The organism is Bradyrhizobium genosp. SA-3 (genome assembly GCF_004212635.1).
Lineage (GTDB): Bacteria > Pseudomonadota > Alphaproteobacteria > Rhizobiales > Xanthobacteraceae > Bradyrhizobium.
Genome location: NZ_PSRT01000016.1, coordinates 40,706 through 57,390, shown reverse-complemented (window position 1 = coordinate 57,390; position 16,685 = coordinate 40,706). Strand labels below are relative to the sequence as shown.

Annotated in this window: 16 protein-coding genes; 8 read left to right on the top strand and 8 right to left on the bottom strand. The window is 63.3% G+C overall.

Going from position 1 to position 16,685, the window contains the following annotated elements; translation table 11 throughout:
• Window positions 1–7: 7 nt before the first annotated feature.
• Genes CWO91_RS07620 through CWO91_RS07605 form a run of 4 tightly spaced genes read right to left on the bottom strand, consistent with a single transcriptional unit; the run spans window position 8 to window position 3,226 of the window.
• Window positions 8–469, bottom strand: coding sequence for a chemotaxis protein CheW (locus CWO91_RS07620; protein ID WP_165405290.1), 462 nt, complete (start codon window positions 467–469; stop codon window positions 8–10).
• Window positions 469–2,541, bottom strand: coding sequence for a chemotaxis protein CheA (locus CWO91_RS07615; protein ID WP_130212913.1), 2,073 nt, complete (start codon window positions 2,539–2,541; stop codon window positions 469–471). The genes CWO91_RS07620 and CWO91_RS07615 overlap by 1 nt, the downstream gene beginning before the upstream one ends.
• The gene (locus CWO91_RS07610) at window positions 2,538–2,903 is read right to left on the bottom strand and encodes a response regulator (RefSeq protein WP_027562191.1); all 366 of its coding nucleotides are present in this window, start codon (window positions 2,901–2,903) and stop codon (window positions 2,538–2,540) included. Before CWO91_RS07610 ends, CWO91_RS07615 begins: the two co-directional genes overlap by 4 nt.
• A complete protein-coding gene (locus CWO91_RS07605; RefSeq protein ID WP_130212912.1) occupies window positions 2,903–3,226 on the bottom strand; it encodes an STAS domain-containing protein in 324 nt (107 codons plus the stop codon). Before CWO91_RS07605 ends, CWO91_RS07610 begins: the two co-directional genes overlap by 1 nt.
• Before the next feature lie 377 nt (window positions 3,227–3,603).
• Between CWO91_RS07605 and CWO91_RS07600 the strand changes: the two genes are divergently transcribed.
• From CWO91_RS07600 to CWO91_RS07585, 4 genes are all read left to right on the top strand, one after another.
• Window positions 3,604–4,302, top strand: a complete 699-nt coding sequence (locus tag CWO91_RS07600; protein ID WP_130212911.1) for a phosphatase PAP2 family protein — start codon at window positions 3,604–3,606, stop codon at window positions 4,300–4,302.
• Window positions 4,303–4,467: 165 nt separating this feature from the next.
• The gene (locus CWO91_RS07595) at window positions 4,468–5,520 is read left to right on the top strand and encodes an HD domain-containing phosphohydrolase (RefSeq protein ID WP_130212910.1); all 1,053 of its coding nucleotides are present in this window, start codon (window positions 4,468–4,470) and stop codon (window positions 5,518–5,520) included.
• 152 nt (window positions 5,521–5,672) lie between these two features.
• Window positions 5,673–6,341, top strand: coding sequence for a hypothetical protein (locus CWO91_RS07590; RefSeq protein ID WP_165405289.1), 669 nt, complete (start codon window positions 5,673–5,675; stop codon window positions 6,339–6,341).
• A 20-nt stretch (window positions 6,342–6,361) separates the two neighbouring features.
• Window positions 6,362–8,512: a CHASE2 domain-containing protein gene (locus CWO91_RS07585; RefSeq protein ID WP_130212908.1), complete on the top strand. Its 2,151-nt coding sequence runs from the start codon at window positions 6,362–6,364 to the stop codon at window positions 8,510–8,512.
• A 273-nt stretch (window positions 8,513–8,785) separates the two neighbouring features.
• Here the strand turns inward: CWO91_RS07585 and pobA are convergent, their stop codons facing one another.
• Window positions 8,786–9,958, bottom strand: a complete 1,173-nt coding sequence (gene pobA, locus CWO91_RS07580) for a 4-hydroxybenzoate 3-monooxygenase (protein WP_130212907.1) — start codon at window positions 9,956–9,958, stop codon at window positions 8,786–8,788.
• Between the two features lie 50 nt (window positions 9,959–10,008).
• Here pobA and CWO91_RS07575 point away from each other — a divergent pair, with 50 nt between their 5' ends.
• Window positions 10,009–10,914, top strand: a complete 906-nt coding sequence (locus CWO91_RS07575) for a helix-turn-helix domain-containing protein (RefSeq protein WP_130212906.1) — start codon at window positions 10,009–10,011, stop codon at window positions 10,912–10,914.
• 33 nt (window positions 10,915–10,947) lie between these two features.
• On the opposite strand, the gene CWO91_RS07570 is transcribed toward CWO91_RS07575, so the two are convergent.
• Window positions 10,948–11,337 (bottom strand): SPW repeat protein, encoded by a 390-nt coding sequence (locus CWO91_RS07570; protein ID WP_130212905.1) that lies wholly within the window; start codon window positions 11,335–11,337, stop codon window positions 10,948–10,950.
• A gap of 394 nt (window positions 11,338–11,731) precedes the next feature.
• Between CWO91_RS07570 and CWO91_RS07565 the strand changes: the two genes are divergently transcribed.
• Complete coding sequence (locus tag CWO91_RS07565; protein WP_130212938.1) at window positions 11,732–12,337, top strand: NYN domain-containing protein; 606 nt, start codon at window positions 11,732–11,734, stop codon at window positions 12,335–12,337.
• A gap of 21 nt (window positions 12,338–12,358) precedes the next feature.
• Here the strand turns inward: CWO91_RS07565 and pcaG are convergent, their stop codons facing one another.
• The gene (gene pcaG / locus CWO91_RS07560) at window positions 12,359–12,985 is read right to left on the bottom strand and encodes a protocatechuate 3,4-dioxygenase subunit alpha (RefSeq protein ID WP_130212904.1); all 627 of its coding nucleotides are present in this window, start codon (window positions 12,983–12,985) and stop codon (window positions 12,359–12,361) included.
• A gap of 3 nt (window positions 12,986–12,988) precedes the next feature.
• Complete coding sequence (pcaH, locus tag CWO91_RS07555) at window positions 12,989–13,777, bottom strand: protocatechuate 3,4-dioxygenase subunit beta (protein ID WP_128938215.1); 789 nt, start codon at window positions 13,775–13,777, stop codon at window positions 12,989–12,991.
• Window positions 13,778–13,882: 105 nt separating this feature from the next.
• Here pcaH and CWO91_RS07550 point away from each other — a divergent pair, with 105 nt between their 5' ends.
• Both CWO91_RS07550 and pncB read left to right on the top strand, forming a co-directional pair.
• Window positions 13,883–14,800, top strand: a complete 918-nt coding sequence (locus CWO91_RS07550) for a LysR family transcriptional regulator (protein ID WP_165405288.1) — start codon at window positions 13,883–13,885, stop codon at window positions 14,798–14,800.
• Between the two features lie 80 nt (window positions 14,801–14,880).
• Window positions 14,881–16,185, top strand: a complete 1,305-nt coding sequence (gene pncB, locus CWO91_RS07545; RefSeq protein WP_130212902.1) for a nicotinate phosphoribosyltransferase — start codon at window positions 14,881–14,883, stop codon at window positions 16,183–16,185.
• Window positions 16,186–16,685: the final 500 nt, after the last annotated feature.

Below are 16,685 nucleotides of genomic sequence, written 5' to 3'. Positions count from 1 at the left end.
CCCCATTTCAATTCAGGATGCGTTCCATGTTGGGAACGATGACGAACTCTTCACGCCATTTGGCGATGAAGCGAATGAACTCCGGCTTCCAATGCATGCCGACGCGCGGCGTCTGCTGCACGTCGGTCTGCGAGATCTCCGTGACCTCGTAGACCTTGTCGGCGGTGACGCCGACCAGCACAGGCTCGCCGTCAAGCTCGAGCTCGATGACGACGATGCGCGTATCGGCCGAATTGTCGAGTTGCGGCATGCCGAAGCGGATGCGTAGATCGGCGAGCGGAATGACATTGCCACGCACATTGATCACGCTCGGGACGAAGGCCCGCGCGCCCGCCACCTTGGTCACCGGCACAGGATCGATGATCTCGCGCACGAGGCCGGCGTCGAGCGCGAACTTCTCCTCCCCGAGGCCGATCATCACGACCTGCATCGCACCCGACCGTTGCTCGCCCGCCAACCCGTCGTTCATCACGCCGCCTCGCTGATGTGCTTCTCGACCTTCGACTGCGCCAGCGCGACGAGCTGCGCGACGTCGAGGATCAACGCCGCCGTGCCGTCACCGAGGATGGTCGCGCCGGAGAACATCGTGACATCCGAATGCAGCTTGGAGAGCGACTTGATCACGGTCTGGTGGTTGCCGATGATCTGATCGGCGACGAGGCCGACGCGGGTCTCTCCGGTCGAGATGATGATCGTCTTCTGGTGCCGGTCAGGTACGCCCGATGCGGCCATGATCTCGCGCAAGCGCAGGAACGGGACGAGATTGCCGCGCACGTTGAGGAAGTTGCGGCCGCGCGAACGCTCGTCCTCGGCCGTCAGCTCGACGCATTCTTCCACAGCCGACAGCGGAATGATGTAGCGGCCTTCGCCGACGCGGATCAGAAGGCCCTCGATGATCGCAAGCGTCAGCGGCAGGCGCAGCGTCACGGTGGTGCCCTGGCCCGGCCTGGTCGACAGATCGATCGAGCCGCGCATGTTCTCGATGGTGCGCTTGACCACGTCCATGCCGACGCCGCGGCCGGACAGCGCCGAGATGGTCTGCGCGGTCGAGAATCCCGGATGGAACAGGAATTGGTGGATCTCGTGATCGGTGAGCACGGCGCCGGCCGCGATCAGCCCCTGCTCTTCCGCCTTGGCCCGGATGCGCGCGGTGTTGAGGCCGCCGCCATTGTCCTTCACGGTGACGAGCACCTGCGCGCCGGAATGAACGGCGGCGAGCTCGATGCGGCCCTGCTCGGTCTTGCCGTTGGCGGCGCGCGTCGCGGTGTCCTCGATGCCGTGGTCGATGGCGTTGCGGATCAGGTGCACCAATGGATCGGCGAGGCACTCGATCATGGTCTTGTCGAGCTCGGTGTCCTCGCCCGAGGTGACGAATTCGACCGGTTTCGACAGGTCGCGCGACAAATCGTGCACCAGGCGGCGGAAGCGGCCGAACAACGAACCGATCGGCACCATGCGCGCGCCCATCGTGGTGTCGCGTAAGGAGGACGCAAGGCGCTCGATCTCCTCAGCGATCATCTTGATCGAGAGATCGGAGCCGGCGGCGGCGAGCTGGGTCAGCCGCGCCTGGGCGATGACGAGCTCGCCGACCCGATCCATTAGCTCGTCGAGGCGCTCGGCCTGGACGCGGACGGTGGCGATGCCGCGATCGTCGCGCTTGGCCTCGGCCTTCGGTTCCGGCTTTGATTCAGATTTCGGCTCCGCCTTTGCAACAGGCTGCTCGACGACCGGCGCGGCAACCTCAACCGCCGGCGCAGGCATCTCGGCCACCGGGGCCGCCGGCTCCTCGTCGAGCAGCTGGAACAGCGGCATTGGCGCGGGCGCCTCAACATGCTCCAGCGGCGAGAGCGTCAGCTTCATCTCGTCCTGGACGAACATGAAGACGTCGTCGATCGCGTCCTTGTCGCAGGCCGCATGCAGCTTGACGTCCCACTTCAGATAGCAGTCTTCGGGCTCCATCTCGTCGAGGAACGGGATGCCGTCGGTGATCGGGACGACGAAGCAGGGGCCGAGCTTGCAGAGATCTTCCAGCAGGTCGAGCGGGTTCGAGCCGTTGCGCAGGACGTGGGATTCGAATTCCAGATATAGGTGCCAGCCGGCCTGCTTGCGCTCGCCGGGGGCCAGCGGCGGCGCTTCGGCGATCTCGGCGACGGGCGCAACAGGCTGGTCGGACGAGACGAAGCGCCTGAGATCGTCGAGGATGGCTTCGCCGATGATGTCGTCGGTCGATTGGGGATCCTCGATCAGCGCGCGGATGTAGTCCTTGGCGGCGAGCGCGACCGAGATCAGCTCCTGCGTCGGCTTGATCTCGCCCTTGCGGACGCGGTCGAAGGCGGTCTCGAATTCGTGAGTGAACGAGGCGACCTTGTCGAAGCCGAACATGGCGCCCGAGCCCTTGATCGTATGCAGGGCGCGGAAAGCGGAATCGACCAGCTCGCGGTCGTCGGGACGCTGGCCGAGGTCGAGCAGGGCCCCTTCCAGAACTTCGAAGAGCTCGCTGGCTTCCTGGCGGAAGACCTCGGTCGGGTCCATTGCGCTCATGCACGCACCAGCTTGCCGACGACGGCGAGCAACTGCTCGGGCTTGAACGGTTTGGTGATCCAGCCGGTGGCACCGGCGCTCTTGGCTTCCTGCTTCACCGCGTCGTTGGATTCGGTGGTCAGGAACACGATGGGCATTCCGACCGCGCTCGGCAGCTTGCGCAGCGCCCGGATCAGCTCCAGCCCGTTCATCACGGGCATGTTAAGGTCGGTGATGACGAGGTCGAGCTTGCCAGCCTGGGCCTTGGCAAGCCCCTGCGCGCCATCGCCGGCCTCGATCACGTTGTGACCGGCCGGCTCGAGCACGACCTTGATCATTTGCCGGATGCTGGGGGAATCGTCGACGGTCAGAATCGTGGCCATCAGGTGCCATCTTTCTTTTGCGGGAAATGCTGATCCATCATCGCCTCGCCGGCAAAGCCGGCGCGGCGAAGGGTGTTGCGGAAAGACTGAGAGAAGGAGGTCAGGACCACCGGGCGGCCTTGCGCCTCGCCCGTCTTGGCGGTCGACAGCAGAAGCTGGATCGAGGTCACGTCGGCCTTGTCGACGCTCGAACAGTCGATCTCGAGCCGCTCCTGACGGCCGAATGCCTCGCGAATGAGGTCATAGACGCTGCGAATGGCCGCAATGCTGCAATCGGCGGGCAACCGCAACGACCACTTCGGCTCCGTGGGATTGAGCGCCATCGCTGCCCCGCCCTTGCTAAAATTAACAATACACGTTTGACGCGAATCGAGTGAGCAAACCCCTAACGCGGGCCTCCGTACAACTACGGGTCACATTCACTCGTAATTCGCGCAAATGCATGCAGGCGTGCACAGCTCGTTGAGAGGCCGTGCCGGCGCTTCGACCAACATTGGAATTCGTTCGGCAAGAGGCCGGGGCGATCACTTGCCCGCCGTTGGGACGAGGTTTCCTCCGAGGCGTGCAGCGTGTGGGATTAGACGGCGTAATCCGGATGGACCCTCCGTTTAACTAAAGACGTAGATGATCCGGGAGGCAGAAAGCGTTTCTGATGTGATTGGCCTGCGAACTAAAAATGCGGTTCAGCGATTAATGATTAATGATGAACGGCGATTGGGATCAGGAACTCCTGTGGAGTCTCAACTCGTTCGGGGGAAGCGAGTCGCGGTATCTGTGGGAGCTTGTCAACAATCACCTATTCAGTGGCTTTCCGCTATTCTTTGCTTTGATCGCCCTGTGGTTCTCCGGGGATTGCGGAGAACGTCGCAGCCGAATGCTGACCGGACTCCTTGCAGTCTGTGTAGCGACTGTCCTCTCGGTTTGGATGCAGTTTCATCTCGCTGGCCATACACGTCCACTCTTGGACCCAGCGCTTCAACTGAAAATAATCGACGATCACAGATGGAGGGTGGCCTGGGATCGTACAGGCTCGTTCCCCAGCGACACGGCGACACTGTTTTTCGCCTTAGCCACGGTTATTTTGTTGGAGAATCGATTGGTGGGCTTGTTTTGCTTCCTTTGGACCACGACGGTCATTGCACTCCCTCGGGTCATTTTTGCGTGGCACTATCCAAGCGATATCATTGGATCGCTGGTCTTGGGACCGACATGCGTCTTTCTTTTTAGCGCAATCCCATACCCAAGAATAATGTTTGAGCGCGTACTGACATGGTTTGAGGGCCGCATGTATATTGTTCATGCACTTTTATTCATTTTCTTGTCAGATGCGGCCAACCTCTTTCAGGGCTTGCAACAAGCCGGAAAAAGCCTTGTGCGAATGTGGGGGCAATTCCGATAGCGATCGCGTCGTGTGAGGCGGTGTGGCGCGACAACGACACCGCATCCGTGGGATTGAGCGCCATCGTCGCCGTGCGCCTCCGTGCGGGCATTTGCTTCGCGTTAAATTCGCTCGGGTTATGCGTGGGGTTCGTGCCTTTGCCAGCGAAGAGAGCCCCGGCCGCCGATGCTGACCCAAGCGCTCCTGGTTGATGACAGCCGCTCCGTCCTCAACTTCCTCAAACGTCATATCGAGGCCGAAGGCCTGGTCGAGGCCACAACCTTCCTCGATCCCGTCGAAGCGCTGGCCTGCGCGCGCGAGCGCGTCTTCGATCTCGTGCTGGTCGACTACGAGATGCCGCATATGGACGGCATCAGCTTCATCCGCGTCTTCCGCACCCTGCCCGGCTGCGCCGACATCCCGATCGCGATGATCACCTCGCGACAGACCGATGACCTCAAGATGGAAGCGCTGCAGGCCGGTGCGACTGATTTCCTGCCCAAGCAGCCGCAAAGCGTCGAGATGACGGTGCGTTTGCGGAATTTGATTCAGCTTGGTGCAGCCGTGCGCAAGCTCAGCGATCGTGCCGCGCATCTGGCCAGCGAAGTCGCAGCAGCGACACGAAAGCTCGGCGAGCGCGAAGAGGAGATCATCCTGCGGCTCGCGCTTGCGGTCGAATACCGCGACAATGACACCGGCGAGCATACGCTACGGGTGGCACGCTACAGCCGCATCATCGCCGAACAGCTCGGCCTGCCGGCCCGGCTCTGCCGCGACATTTATCTCGCAGCCCCCCTGCACGACGTCGGCAAGGTCGCCATCCCCGACAACATCCTGCTCAAGTCCGGCAAGCTCACCGACGAGGAGATGGCGGTGATCAGGACGCATGCCGCGATCGGCGAACGGATCCTGGCGGACTCCGGCTGCGAGCTGATCCGGCTCGGAGCACAAATTGCCGCAGGCCATCACGAGCGCTGGGATGGCGCGGGCTATCCGAACGGCCTCAGGGCCGACGCGATTCCGGTCGCCGCGCGCGTGGTCGCGGTCGCCGATGTCTTCGACGCCCTGACGACCCGGCGGCCCTATAAGGAGCCAATGGCGCTCGAGGTGGCGCGCAATTACCTGGTCGAGAACAAGGGTCGGCAATTCGATCCGGCTTGCGTCGAGGCCTTCCTGTCGCGCTGGGACGAGGTTGTCGAGATCGCCGCCGGACGGCTTGATACCCGATCGCCGATTTGAACCTGTTCCTGATGCCGATTTGAACCTGTTCCTGATAAGGTGCACCAATATCAAAGAGTGATTCTGGTCACACTTGCCTGGGCGCGCCGCTGCTAAGCATCGGACCGGGACGGGGACCGGCAAAGCATCGGTCGAACTGAATGAGAATACCCATGAGAAGCCTGATCGGCGCCCTTGTCGGCGCGTTCTGTGTTGCGGGCCCCGCCGTGGCGGAGACCCCGGCCGCAATCGTCGAGGATGTGCAAGGCAAGATCGACGGCGTCGAGTTCATGGACTATGTGGCGCCGGGCAAAATCATCAAGCTCGGGCCCAAGACCAGCATTACGCTCAGCTATCTCAAATCCTGCTTGCGCGAGACGATCAGCGAAGGCGTCGTCCTGGTCGGCGCCGAGCAAAGCACCGTGCAGCTCGGCGACGTGCAGCGCGCCAAGGTGCCCTGTGATACCAAGGCGGCGCAGCTCTCCGAACGCGAGGCGAACCAGAGTGCCGCGACCACGTTCCGGACCATGCGGTCCGATGCCAAGGGCGCTCCGTCCAAGCTGCCGACGATCTATGGCGTCGCGCCGCTGGTCCAGGCCAAGAGCGGCAGCACGCTGGTGATCGAGCGCACCGACGGCAAGGAGCCCACGATCAGCGTGCCGCTCAAGAACGACGTGATGATCCGCGGCAAGTTCTATGACTTTGCCAAGGCCGGGAAGGCGCTGACCCCGGGCGGCAGCTATCTCGCCATTCTCGGCGCCAAGCGTTACGCCTTCCAGGTCGACGCCGGCGCCACCACGTCGACCACCCCGGTGATCGGCCGCTTGCTGCGGCTCGAATAAACGGACCTAGCGACGGCGCGATGCGGCGGATCGGCAGGCGGGACATCGTTGCGGCGATCCTGATCGCGCTCCTCGCGGGCGCGATCGTCACGTCCCCGCCGCTTCAGACGCTGCAAGGTCTCTCGCTCGACATCCTCACGGCGATGCGCGGCAAGCTGGTCGGCGAGCGCCGCGAACCTGCGACGTCGCCAGTCGTCGTGGTGGCGATCGATGGAGAGACCTACGACACCCCGCCCTTCAAGGGATCGCCGACGCAGACCTGGACGCGCGAGATTGGCCGGGTGCTCGGCAGCATCACCGAGGGCGGCGCCAAGGTCATCGGCTTCGACGTCATCTTCAAGAACTCGATCGAGCAGTCGGAAATTCCCTTCGGCGACGCCCCGCTCGGCACGCGCATGAAAGGATTTGATCGGGATTATTTGATCGCCCTGCGGCAGCTCTCCGACAGCGGCAAACTGGTGCTCGGCGAAATCCTGAGCAACGACCATCCGGAAGTACCCTATCGCGCACAGCAAGTGGCCGTGCGCAACACCGTCCGCGCGCTCAATGTCCACACCGACCCCGACGATGTGATGCGGCGCATGCCGTTGAGCTTTGCCATCGAGGGCAGGTCGGTCCCCGCGATGGCGGTGGAGCTCGCAGCGCGTGCGCTTGGCGCAAAGCCTGAGATTGCGCCGTCCGGCGCGACCGAGTTGTCCGGCTATGCGATCCCGAGCGCGATACCGAATACAATGACGCTCAACTTTCGCGGGCTGGGACGCGACGTCCCGACCTTCTCCTTCGCCGACCTGCGCGCCTGCGTCGAGAAGGGCGATCGCGATTTCTTTCGCCGCGCCTTCGACGACAAGGTCGTGCTGCTCGGCACGGTCCTGAATTTCGAGGACCGTAAGCTCACCTCGATGCGCCTGTCGGGCGGATATGACGGGACGCCGGCCGCGCGATGCGCTCTGCCCGCGCCAGAGCGTGGCGCGCAACGCCCGCGCAGCGATGTCGCCGGCGTCTTTGTGCACGCCACCGTCGTTCGCAACCTGATCGAACGCGATGCCGTGACCGAGCTCGGCTTTCCCGCGCGGAGCATTCTCACGATCGCGTTCGCCCTCGTCATCGCTTGCGCCGCCTGCATGCTTGCGCCGAGCGGCGCACTGATTGCATGGCTCGGCCTCACCGCCGTTTACGCCGCCGTGGCCGTCGGTGCGTTCGTCCACGCACTGGCACTGCCGCTGACCGAGCCCGCACTCGCAAGCCTTGCGGCGCTCGCGATGATGATCGGCTACCGCTTCGTGCTGGCCGATCGCGACGAGCGCTTCCTGCGCAAGAGCTTTGCCCTCTATCTCGCCCCTGAAGTGATCAACACCATGGTTGCGTCCGGCAAGATGCCGGCACTCGGCGGCGAGATGCGCAATGTCACCATGTTCTTCTCCGACCTCAGCGGCTTCTCCTCGATCGCGGAGACGATGACACCTGGCGAGCTTGTGACCTTGATGAACGAGTATCTGTCCGCCATGACCGACATCATCGAGGGCCATGGCGGCTATGTCGACAAATATATCGGCGATTCCATCGTCGCCATGTTCGGCGCCCCGGCCGACGATCCAGCACATGCGCGCAATGCCGTCCATGCCGCGCTGGAGTGCCACCAGAAGCTGGCGGAGCTCAACGCCGACAATCCTGCCTTCGCCGGCCACGGCCTCTCGCACCGTATCGGCCTCAACAGCGGCGAAGCCGTGGTCGGCAACATCGGCTCGCGCCGCCGCTTCAACTACACCGTGATGAGCGACACCGTGAACGTGGCCTCGCGGCTCGAGGGCGCCAACAAATATTACGGCACCGCGATCATGGCCTCCGAAACCACGATGGCGCAGACCGGCGACACCTTCGCCTGGCGCGAGCTCGATGCGATCAGGGTGCTGGGGCGCGGCGAAGCGATCAGGGTGTTCGAACCGCTGACGGAGAAAGGCGCGGAGAGCACCGAGCAGACGAAGGTGGCCGCGGCGTATGCGGAAGGGCTGACCTGCTGGCGGGCGCGGGAGTTTAGCAAGGCGGCCGAAGCGTTCGAGCGTGCGGCGAAGATCGATCCGTCGTCGGCGCTGTTCGCCAAACGCGCCAGCGCTCTCGCCGCAAGTCCACCGTCGCCCGAATGGACACCGGTCAATACACTGGAAGGGAAGTAGCGGTTGGTCGCTCTCCCTCCCCTCCAAGGCAGGGGCTATCGCATATGGGAAGCGGATTCCCTGCGGCCGATCCTTCGAGACGCCCGCTTGGGCGGGCTCCTCAGGATGAGGGCGGAGTGTGCGGTATCAGTTTCAACGGACCCGATGTCAATTAGCCTCATCCTGAGGAGACCGCGGAGCGGTCGTCTCGAAGGACGAGGCGCTTGCTCAGGCCGCTCCAAGAGATCATATGCGATTGCCCTGCCCTCCAGGGGAGAGTGAAAGAGAGGGCGTCTAAAACGGCAGCCCCACATAATTCTCCGCGAGCAGGCGCTGCGCCGTCTCGGACGACAGCAGATAATCCAGCTCCGTCTGCTGAAGCCGATCCTCGTACTCGAGCCGGTCGGGGAAGCGGTGCAGCAGCATCGTCATCCACCAGGAGAAGCGTTGCGCCTTCCATATCCGCGCCAGCGCCTTGGCGGAATAGCCTTTGAGGCCGGAATCGTCGTCGTGCTGATAGTGCGCGAGCAAAGCATGATAGAGATAGTAGATGTCGGAGCCGGCGCTGTTCAGCCCGCGCGCGCCGGTCGGCGGCACGATGTGAGCGGCGTCGCCGGCGAGGAACAGGCGGCCATAGCTCATCGGCTCGGCGACGAAACTGCGCAAGGGCGCGATGCTCTTCTCGATCGACGGCCCCGTGATCAGGCGGCCAGCGACCTGCTCCGGCAGGCGGCGCTTCAGCTCGGCCCAGAACGCGTCATCGCTCCAGCCCTCCACCTTGTCGGTCAAGGGCACCTGGATGTAGTAGCGGCTCAGCACCTGCGAGCGCAGCGAACAGAGCGCGAAGCCGCGCTCGTGTTTCACATAGATCAGCTCCGGCGACACCGGTTTCGTGCGCGACAGCACCCCTAACCAGCCGAACGGATAGACCTTTTCATATTCACGCAGCACGTCTTTCGGGATCGACTTGCGGCTGACGCCGTGAAAGCCGTCGGCGCCGACGATGTAGTCGCAATCGATGCGAACGGTCTCGTCGTTCGAACGATAGGTCACGTAGGGACGGTCCGACGTCAGATCGTGCGGCGTCACGTCCTCGGCATTGTGCACGACCTTGCCGCCGAGCCGGTCGCGCGCGTCGTAGAGGTCGCGCGTCAGCTCGGTCTGACCGTAGACCAGCACCGAATTGCCGCCGGAATGCTTGTGCAGGTCGATCTGGGACAGCACGCCGTCATGGGCGATCTCGAATCCCCGATGGATCTCGCCCTCGCGGTCCATCCGCTCGCCGCATTGCGCCTCGCGCATCAGTTTTGCAAAACCGTGCTCGAGCACGCCGGCGCGGATCCGGGCCAGCACGTGGTCGCGGCTGTATTTTTCCAGCACGACCGTCTCGATGCCCTGCAGGTGCAGGAGCTGGGACAACAGCAGCCCGGACGGCCCGCCGCCGATGATACAGACCTGAACTTTCATTTTTGCGTCCTCCCGTCGGCGCTATTTTGCAGATTCAGAGCCGCAAACCGATGGAGGGTTTCGTCTTTGTCTTGTACTATTCGAACATGAGAAGCATAGCCCCTGCCCCGGCGATCCGGGTCTACAATCTCTTTGGCGAGTCCGGCGATCTGCCCGACGTCGTGCATTGCGAGACCATCGCATCCCGCTCGGTGCTGCACGACTGGACACTGGCCGTGCACCGCCACGCCCGGTTGCATCAGGTGCTGCTGATCGAGCGTGGTGGCGGCGAGGCAACGCTGGACGGGCGCGTGGTACCCTTGAGGCCGATGCAGATCGTCAACGTTCCGGTCGGACACGTCCACGGCTTCCGCTTCGTGCCCGATACCCAGGGATGGGTGCTGACCATCGCCGCGGAGATCCTGGACGAGGCGCTGCTTGCGGCCGAAGGCCTGCGCGGAGCCCTGTCGCAATCGGGTGTGGTGCGCGGCACGCCACAGATCCGCGCCACCATGAAGCAGATCTTCGCCGAACACGCCGCCCGCGATTTCGGCCGCGCGCATGTGCTGCGCGCATTGTCGTCGGCCATGATCGGGCTCGTGGCGCGGGCGCTCACGAGCGAGAGCGGCGGCAACGGTTCTGCGGAAAGCGGATTGTTCCGCCGCTTCGAGGCGCTGCTGGAGCAGCATCATCTGGAGCGCTGGAGCGTCGCCGACTACGCCAATGCGCTGTCGGTGACGCCGACGCATCTCAACCGGATCACGCGGGCGGCGACCGGCGACACTGCATCGCATCTGATCCTCAACCGGCTGATCCGCGAGGCGCGGCGCAACCTTGTCTACACCAACCTGCCGGTCTCGACGATCGCCTATGCGCTTGGCTTCGAGGATCCCGCCTATTTCAGCCGGGTTTATGCCGCTGCAACCGGGCTGTCGCCGCGTGCCTTTCGCGCGCAGCTCCATGGCAGTGAAAGCTGAGGCCCCGGATGCCAAACTTCCAAGCGTCGCATTCTACTCGCGCGCGCTTTTCTGCCTGGCATGGATCGGCTCTTCCTCGGGATGCCTCTTGTCGTAATGGAGGAAGAGATCGAGCAGCGCCAGAAACACAATGACGATACCGAAGCCGATGCTGAGGTGCATTGCGCGTGTGTGCGGGAAGCCAAGCAACCAGGGCGACACGATGAGCCAAATGCCCATCAGAACGTTGAGCCACTCCTCCCAATCCCGATAGGCGATGATGGCAGCCAGCGACAGGATGCCGATGATCGCGCTCGTTACCCAGAGGTCGATCTTGCCTTGGCTGATCGTCAACTTGAACAGCCACGGGGATATGAAGAGTACAGCGGCGAGAAACAGATTGTAGACGTCAGGGACTGTTTCGCGCTCTTGCAACCTGCTCATGACACACCTCTCAATGAGGATATGCCGGAGGAAGCATTCGCCAGCGCTTTGGTTCCCGATCAACGCGCTTCGCATGATAGACTTTGGTCGCAGGCCGTGGTTTGAGCCGACCTCCTCAATCCCGCGTCTTCGCAGCCACTTACCTTCGTATATAGGCCCTTTACCTCCGTACAATTGAGTCGGGCATGCGCGCGCTTTAGCGTGGCTGCATTCGGCGCCCTGGCGCTGGTGGCATGGAACCTCCCTGACCTTGGCGCAAGACGGCCACCCCTGTCTGGTCGTCTGCGCCGCCTTTTTCAGCAAGCCATCGGCGCCTTCAGTGTTTTCCGGCCAACAAACCGTGCCCTGTCGGCTGGGCCGGCCAGCTTTTTGCGGAATTGGAGATTTGTGCACAATGTCTTCTCTTGAGAAGATCGCACTCTTTATCGATGGCTCCAATCTCTATGCCACCTCCAAGGCGCTCGGCTTCGACATCGATTTCAGGCGGTTGCTCGGCGAATTTCAAAGCCGAGGCGCACTGTTGCGCGCCTTCTACTACACGACCGTCATCGAGGATCAGGAGTTTTCGTCAATCCGCCCGTTGATCGATTGGCTCGACTATAACGGATACACCGTCGTCACCAAGCTCACCAAGGAGTTCGTCGACGCCACCACCGGCCGCCGCAAGGTGAAGGGCAGCATGGATGTCGACCTCGCCGTAAGAGCGATGGAGCTCGCCGAGCACGTCGATCAGATCGTGTTGTTCTCGGGCGACGGGGATTTTCGTTCGCTGGTGGAAGCCCTGCAACGCCGCGGCGTCCGCGTGACTGTCGTCTCCACGCTCTGCACTCAGCCGCCCATGGTCGCCGACGACCTGCGCCGACAGACCGACGTATTCATTGATTTGGCGGAGCTGAAACCAAAAGTGGGGCGCGATCCCGCCGACCGGCCGCGCGAGCTGCGGCAGCCACCGCAATTCCTCGCGCGCGGATCGATCAATCGGGGCGACCGGGTGGAATGATCCCGGGCCGGCCGCCGCCCGTCACACGTCGAAGAACACCGTCTCCTCCGGTCCCTGCAAATTGATCGTGAAGGAATACACGACCTTGCCGGCGCGTTCGCTGCGCGTGGCAACGAGCGTCTTGCGGCGCACCGGCGGCTCGACCAGGTTGAGCACGGGGTCGGCGGCATTGGCGGCCTCTTCATCCGAGAAATAGAGCCGCGTGTTCAAGCCGATGTTGATGCCGCGCGCGACGATCCAGACATTGACATGCGGCGCGCATCTACGGCCCGCCTTGTCGATGATGGCACCGGGCTTGATCGTTTCGAAGCTGACGAGGCCGCTCTCGAAGTCGGAACCGGCGCGGCCCCAACCACGAAACTCCTGCTCCAGCGCACCCGCCGAGCGGTCGGCCGGATGGTTGTAGCGGCCGGCCGTATTGGCCTGCCAGATCTCCAGCAGCACGTCGCGCAGCGGCGTGCCGGTACCATCGAGGACCCTGCCTTCCAGCGTGATGCGTTCGCCCTTGGTGCTCGGCGTCACCAGGACATTCGAAAAATTCTTCTCGAAGATGTCGAAGCCGGCCATTGCCGGGATCAGACCGATATGAACGTAGGGACCGGCGGTTTGCGAGGCGGTTTCCTTGAGGTAGTTGAGCGGCTGCGGCATTGCTCAGTTTCCTTCGGAGCGATTTTCGAAATAGGTGGAGCGCTGGCCGCGCAGCACGATGTCGAAGCGGTAGGCTAGCGAATCGAAGGGCGTGGAGGCGTTGAGATCGAGCGGCGCCACGAGGCGGTCGAGCGCGTCCTTGTCCGGGATCGTCGTCAGGATCGGGCAGACCGGGATCAAGGGATCACCCTCGAAATACATCTGCGTGATCAGCCGCTGCGCAAAGCCCGAGCCGAACACCGAGAAGTGGATGTGGGCGGGACGCCAGCTATTGACGTAGTTGCGCCAGGGATAGGGCCCGGGCTTCACGGTGCGGAAATAGTAGTAGCCGGTGTCATCGGTCAGCGCGCGGCCGCAGCCGCCGAAATTGGGATCGATCGGCGCCAGATAGGTGTCCTTCTTGTGCCGGTAGCGGCCTCCGGCATTGGCCTGCCAGAACTCGACCAGCGTGTTCGGCACGCCGCGGCCGGTCTCGTCCAGCACACGGCCGTGGACGATGATGCGCTCGCCGACGGGATCGCCGTCCTTGGCGTAGTTGCGGATCAAATCATTGTCGAGCGGCCCGAGATCGTTATGGCCGAACACCGGCCCCGTGATCTCCGACACCGAGTTCTCCAGCGACAGCAGCGCCTGGCGCGGCGAACGCAGCACCGAGGACTTGTAGCCGGGCGCATGCGCCGGCGGATGGATCGAACGGTCGCGCTGGAAGAAGCCGCCGTCGCGGGGCGTGAACGGCTCGGGGCGGTTGAGGCGGGGATCCTGCAAGGCTGCGAATGGAGCCTGGGCATTCATCGGCGTTGTATCTCCCTTGGCGCCCCGGGGTCCGCGGGCGCGGCTTATCGGGAGATCATGAGCCGGTCTATTCCACAGATAAATAGATCGATTATAATATATTGCATGAAGGAAATCGATCATTTGGCTCTCGACGGCCACGCGCTCGAGCTGTTCCTCGCCGTGCTGGAGGAAGGCTCGGTGACGGCGGCCGCCACGCGGCTCGGCCTGACGCAATCCGCCGTCAGCCACGCCCTGAACAAGCTGCGGCGGATCGCGGGCGATCCGCTGTTCGCCAAATCCGGCCGCGGCATCGCTGCGACGGCCCATGCCCAGGCGCTGGCCGGAAAGGCACGCGCGCTGATCGATGAGATGCGAAGCTTTGCCGGCGGAATCACATTCGAGCCGCCGCGCGCGCAGCTTTCGCTGACCATCGCCGCCAATGACTTCCAGCGCGACCTGCTGCTGCCGCGGTTCTTCGATCATGTCGCCGCGCAAGTGAAGAGCCTGAATTTGCGCGTGATCCCCTCACAGTCGCCCTCGCCCGCGATGCTGCGCGAAAACCGCTGCGATCTGCTGATCACGCCGCTGCCGCCCGCCGGCGTCGACATCGTGCAGAAGCGGCTGCTGAGAGATCATTACGTCTGCTATTACGACGCCAAAGCGCGTGCCGCGCCAAGCGGCCGTAGCGCCTATCTTGCCGCGCGCCACATCACGGTCGTCTACACCGACAACGAGCGGCTCGACTTCGACCGTCGCCTGGCAGCCAATGGCTTCCACCGCGATATCGCCATCTCCGTGCCGAGCTTCTCCGGCGTGCCGTCGTTCCTGCGCGGCTCGCAAATGCTTGCGAGCATGCCGAGCCTGCTGGCGCCTGGCGTCATGCTGGGCTTCGCCCACGTGCGAATTCCGCTGGCCTCGCGCACACAGACACTGGCCGAGCTGCCGATGTTCATGGTCTGGCACCAGCGCTACCAGAAGGATCCGGCCCATCGCTGGATCAGGAATCAACTCGAGACTGTCGCGGCGACGGCCGCCGCCTGACCGACGGGCCGCAGCCTGCGAAAACCTGATTCCCGCCAAAGCCACTGGTTGCGCAAGGGGAGCCACGCTAAAATCCTCTCATGACCGTGACCGACATTGCGAGCCGAACCTACAATCACAGCTGGCGGCTGGATCCCATCATCCGCAGCCTGCTTGATACCGATTTCTACAAGCTGTTGATGTTGCAGATGATTCGGGAGGATTACCCGGATCAGCAGGTGACCTTCTCGGTCATCAACCGCTCGCGCCATGTGCGGCTCGCCGAGATCATCGACGAGGGCGAGCTGCGCGCCCAGCTCGACCATGCCCGCACCATCCGTTTCTCCAAGAAGGAGCTGATCTGGCTTGCCGGTAACACCTTCTATGGCAAGACCCACATGTTCTCGGCGGACTTCATCCGCTGGCTGGCCGAATTCCGCTTGCCCGAATATGAGCTGCGCAAGGTCGAAGGCCAGTACGAGCTGCATTTCCACGGCCCCTGGACCCACACCACGATGTGGGAGATTCCGGCACTTGCGATCCTCAACGAGCTGCGCTCGCGCGCAGCAATGAAGGACCGCGGCCGCTTCGAACTCGACGTGCTCTACGCCCGCGCCAAGGCCAAGCTGTGGACCAAGGTGGAGCGGCTGCGCAAGCTGGAGAATTTGCGGTTGTCCGACTTCGGCACCCGCCGTCGCCACGGCTTCCTCTGGCAGCGCTGGTGCGTGGAGGCGGTGAAGGAAGGCCTCGGCTCGTCCTTCATCGGCACCTCCAACGTGCTGCTGGCGATGGACAACGATCTCGAAGCCATCGGCACCAACGCGCATGAGCTGCCGATGGTCGCGGCCGCGCTCGCCAGGGACGACGAGGAATTGCGCTGGGCGCCGTATCGCATCCTCGACCAGTGGCGCCAGACCTATGGCGGCAATCTCCTGATCGCACTGCCCGACGCCTTCGGCACGAAAGCCTTCCTGCGCGATGCGCCGGAATGGGTCGCCGACTGGACTGGCTTCCGCCCCGACAGCGCGCCGCCGATCCAGGCTGGCGAGGAGATCGTCGCCTGGTGGAAGAAGAAGGGCCGCAATCCCAAGGACAAGCTGCTCGTCTTCTCCGACGCGATGGACGTCGGCTCGATCGAGGAGACCTATCACCACTTCGCCGGCCGTGTGCGGCTCTCGTTCGGCTGGGGCACCAACCTCACCAACGACTTCGTCGGCTGCGCGCCGGACGGCTCGTTCAATCTCGATCCCATCTCGCTGGTCTGCAAGGTGTCGTCGGTCGACGACCAGCCGGCCGTCAAGCTCTCCGACAATCCGGAGAAAGCGACCGGCCTGCCCTCGGAGATCGAGCGTTACCTGCGCGTGTTCGGCGATGCCGGCCGCGTGCGCAAGCCGGTACTGGTGTAAAGTGGAATCGCATTAGGTCGAATCCATTGCCGCGGGCTCGCTCACCTCTCCCGCTTGCGGGAGAGGCGTAGGCCGCCTTCGGCGGCCGTCATATCAAGAGACGCCGAGGCAAAGCCTCGGCTATGGCGAAGCGTCGGGTGAGGGCTCTCTCCACTAGGGGATTGTCCCATTGCGGAAGCACCCTCTCCCTAACCCTCTCCCGCAAGCGGGAGAGGGAGCCCACCTTCGCCTTTGCGGCTATCGAGCCTTATCTCATCACGCTTTAGCTGCGGACTGGACTCCTCTCGATCGGGTAAACGGCGCACGATGAATGCGAAGCATTGGTTCGCCGATGGCCGCGCCAGTTCCGATTGACCGGTATTTGAAGCGATCTGCGCGCATCCACTTCACAGCGCCTTCACCGTGCGGCGCAGTCGCTCGCGTTTTCAGGTCGAGTTAAGCGACGTTCTGCTCTACTTCGCGTTGCAGGCCCAACGGTCCGCTGGGATCGTTGATCGATT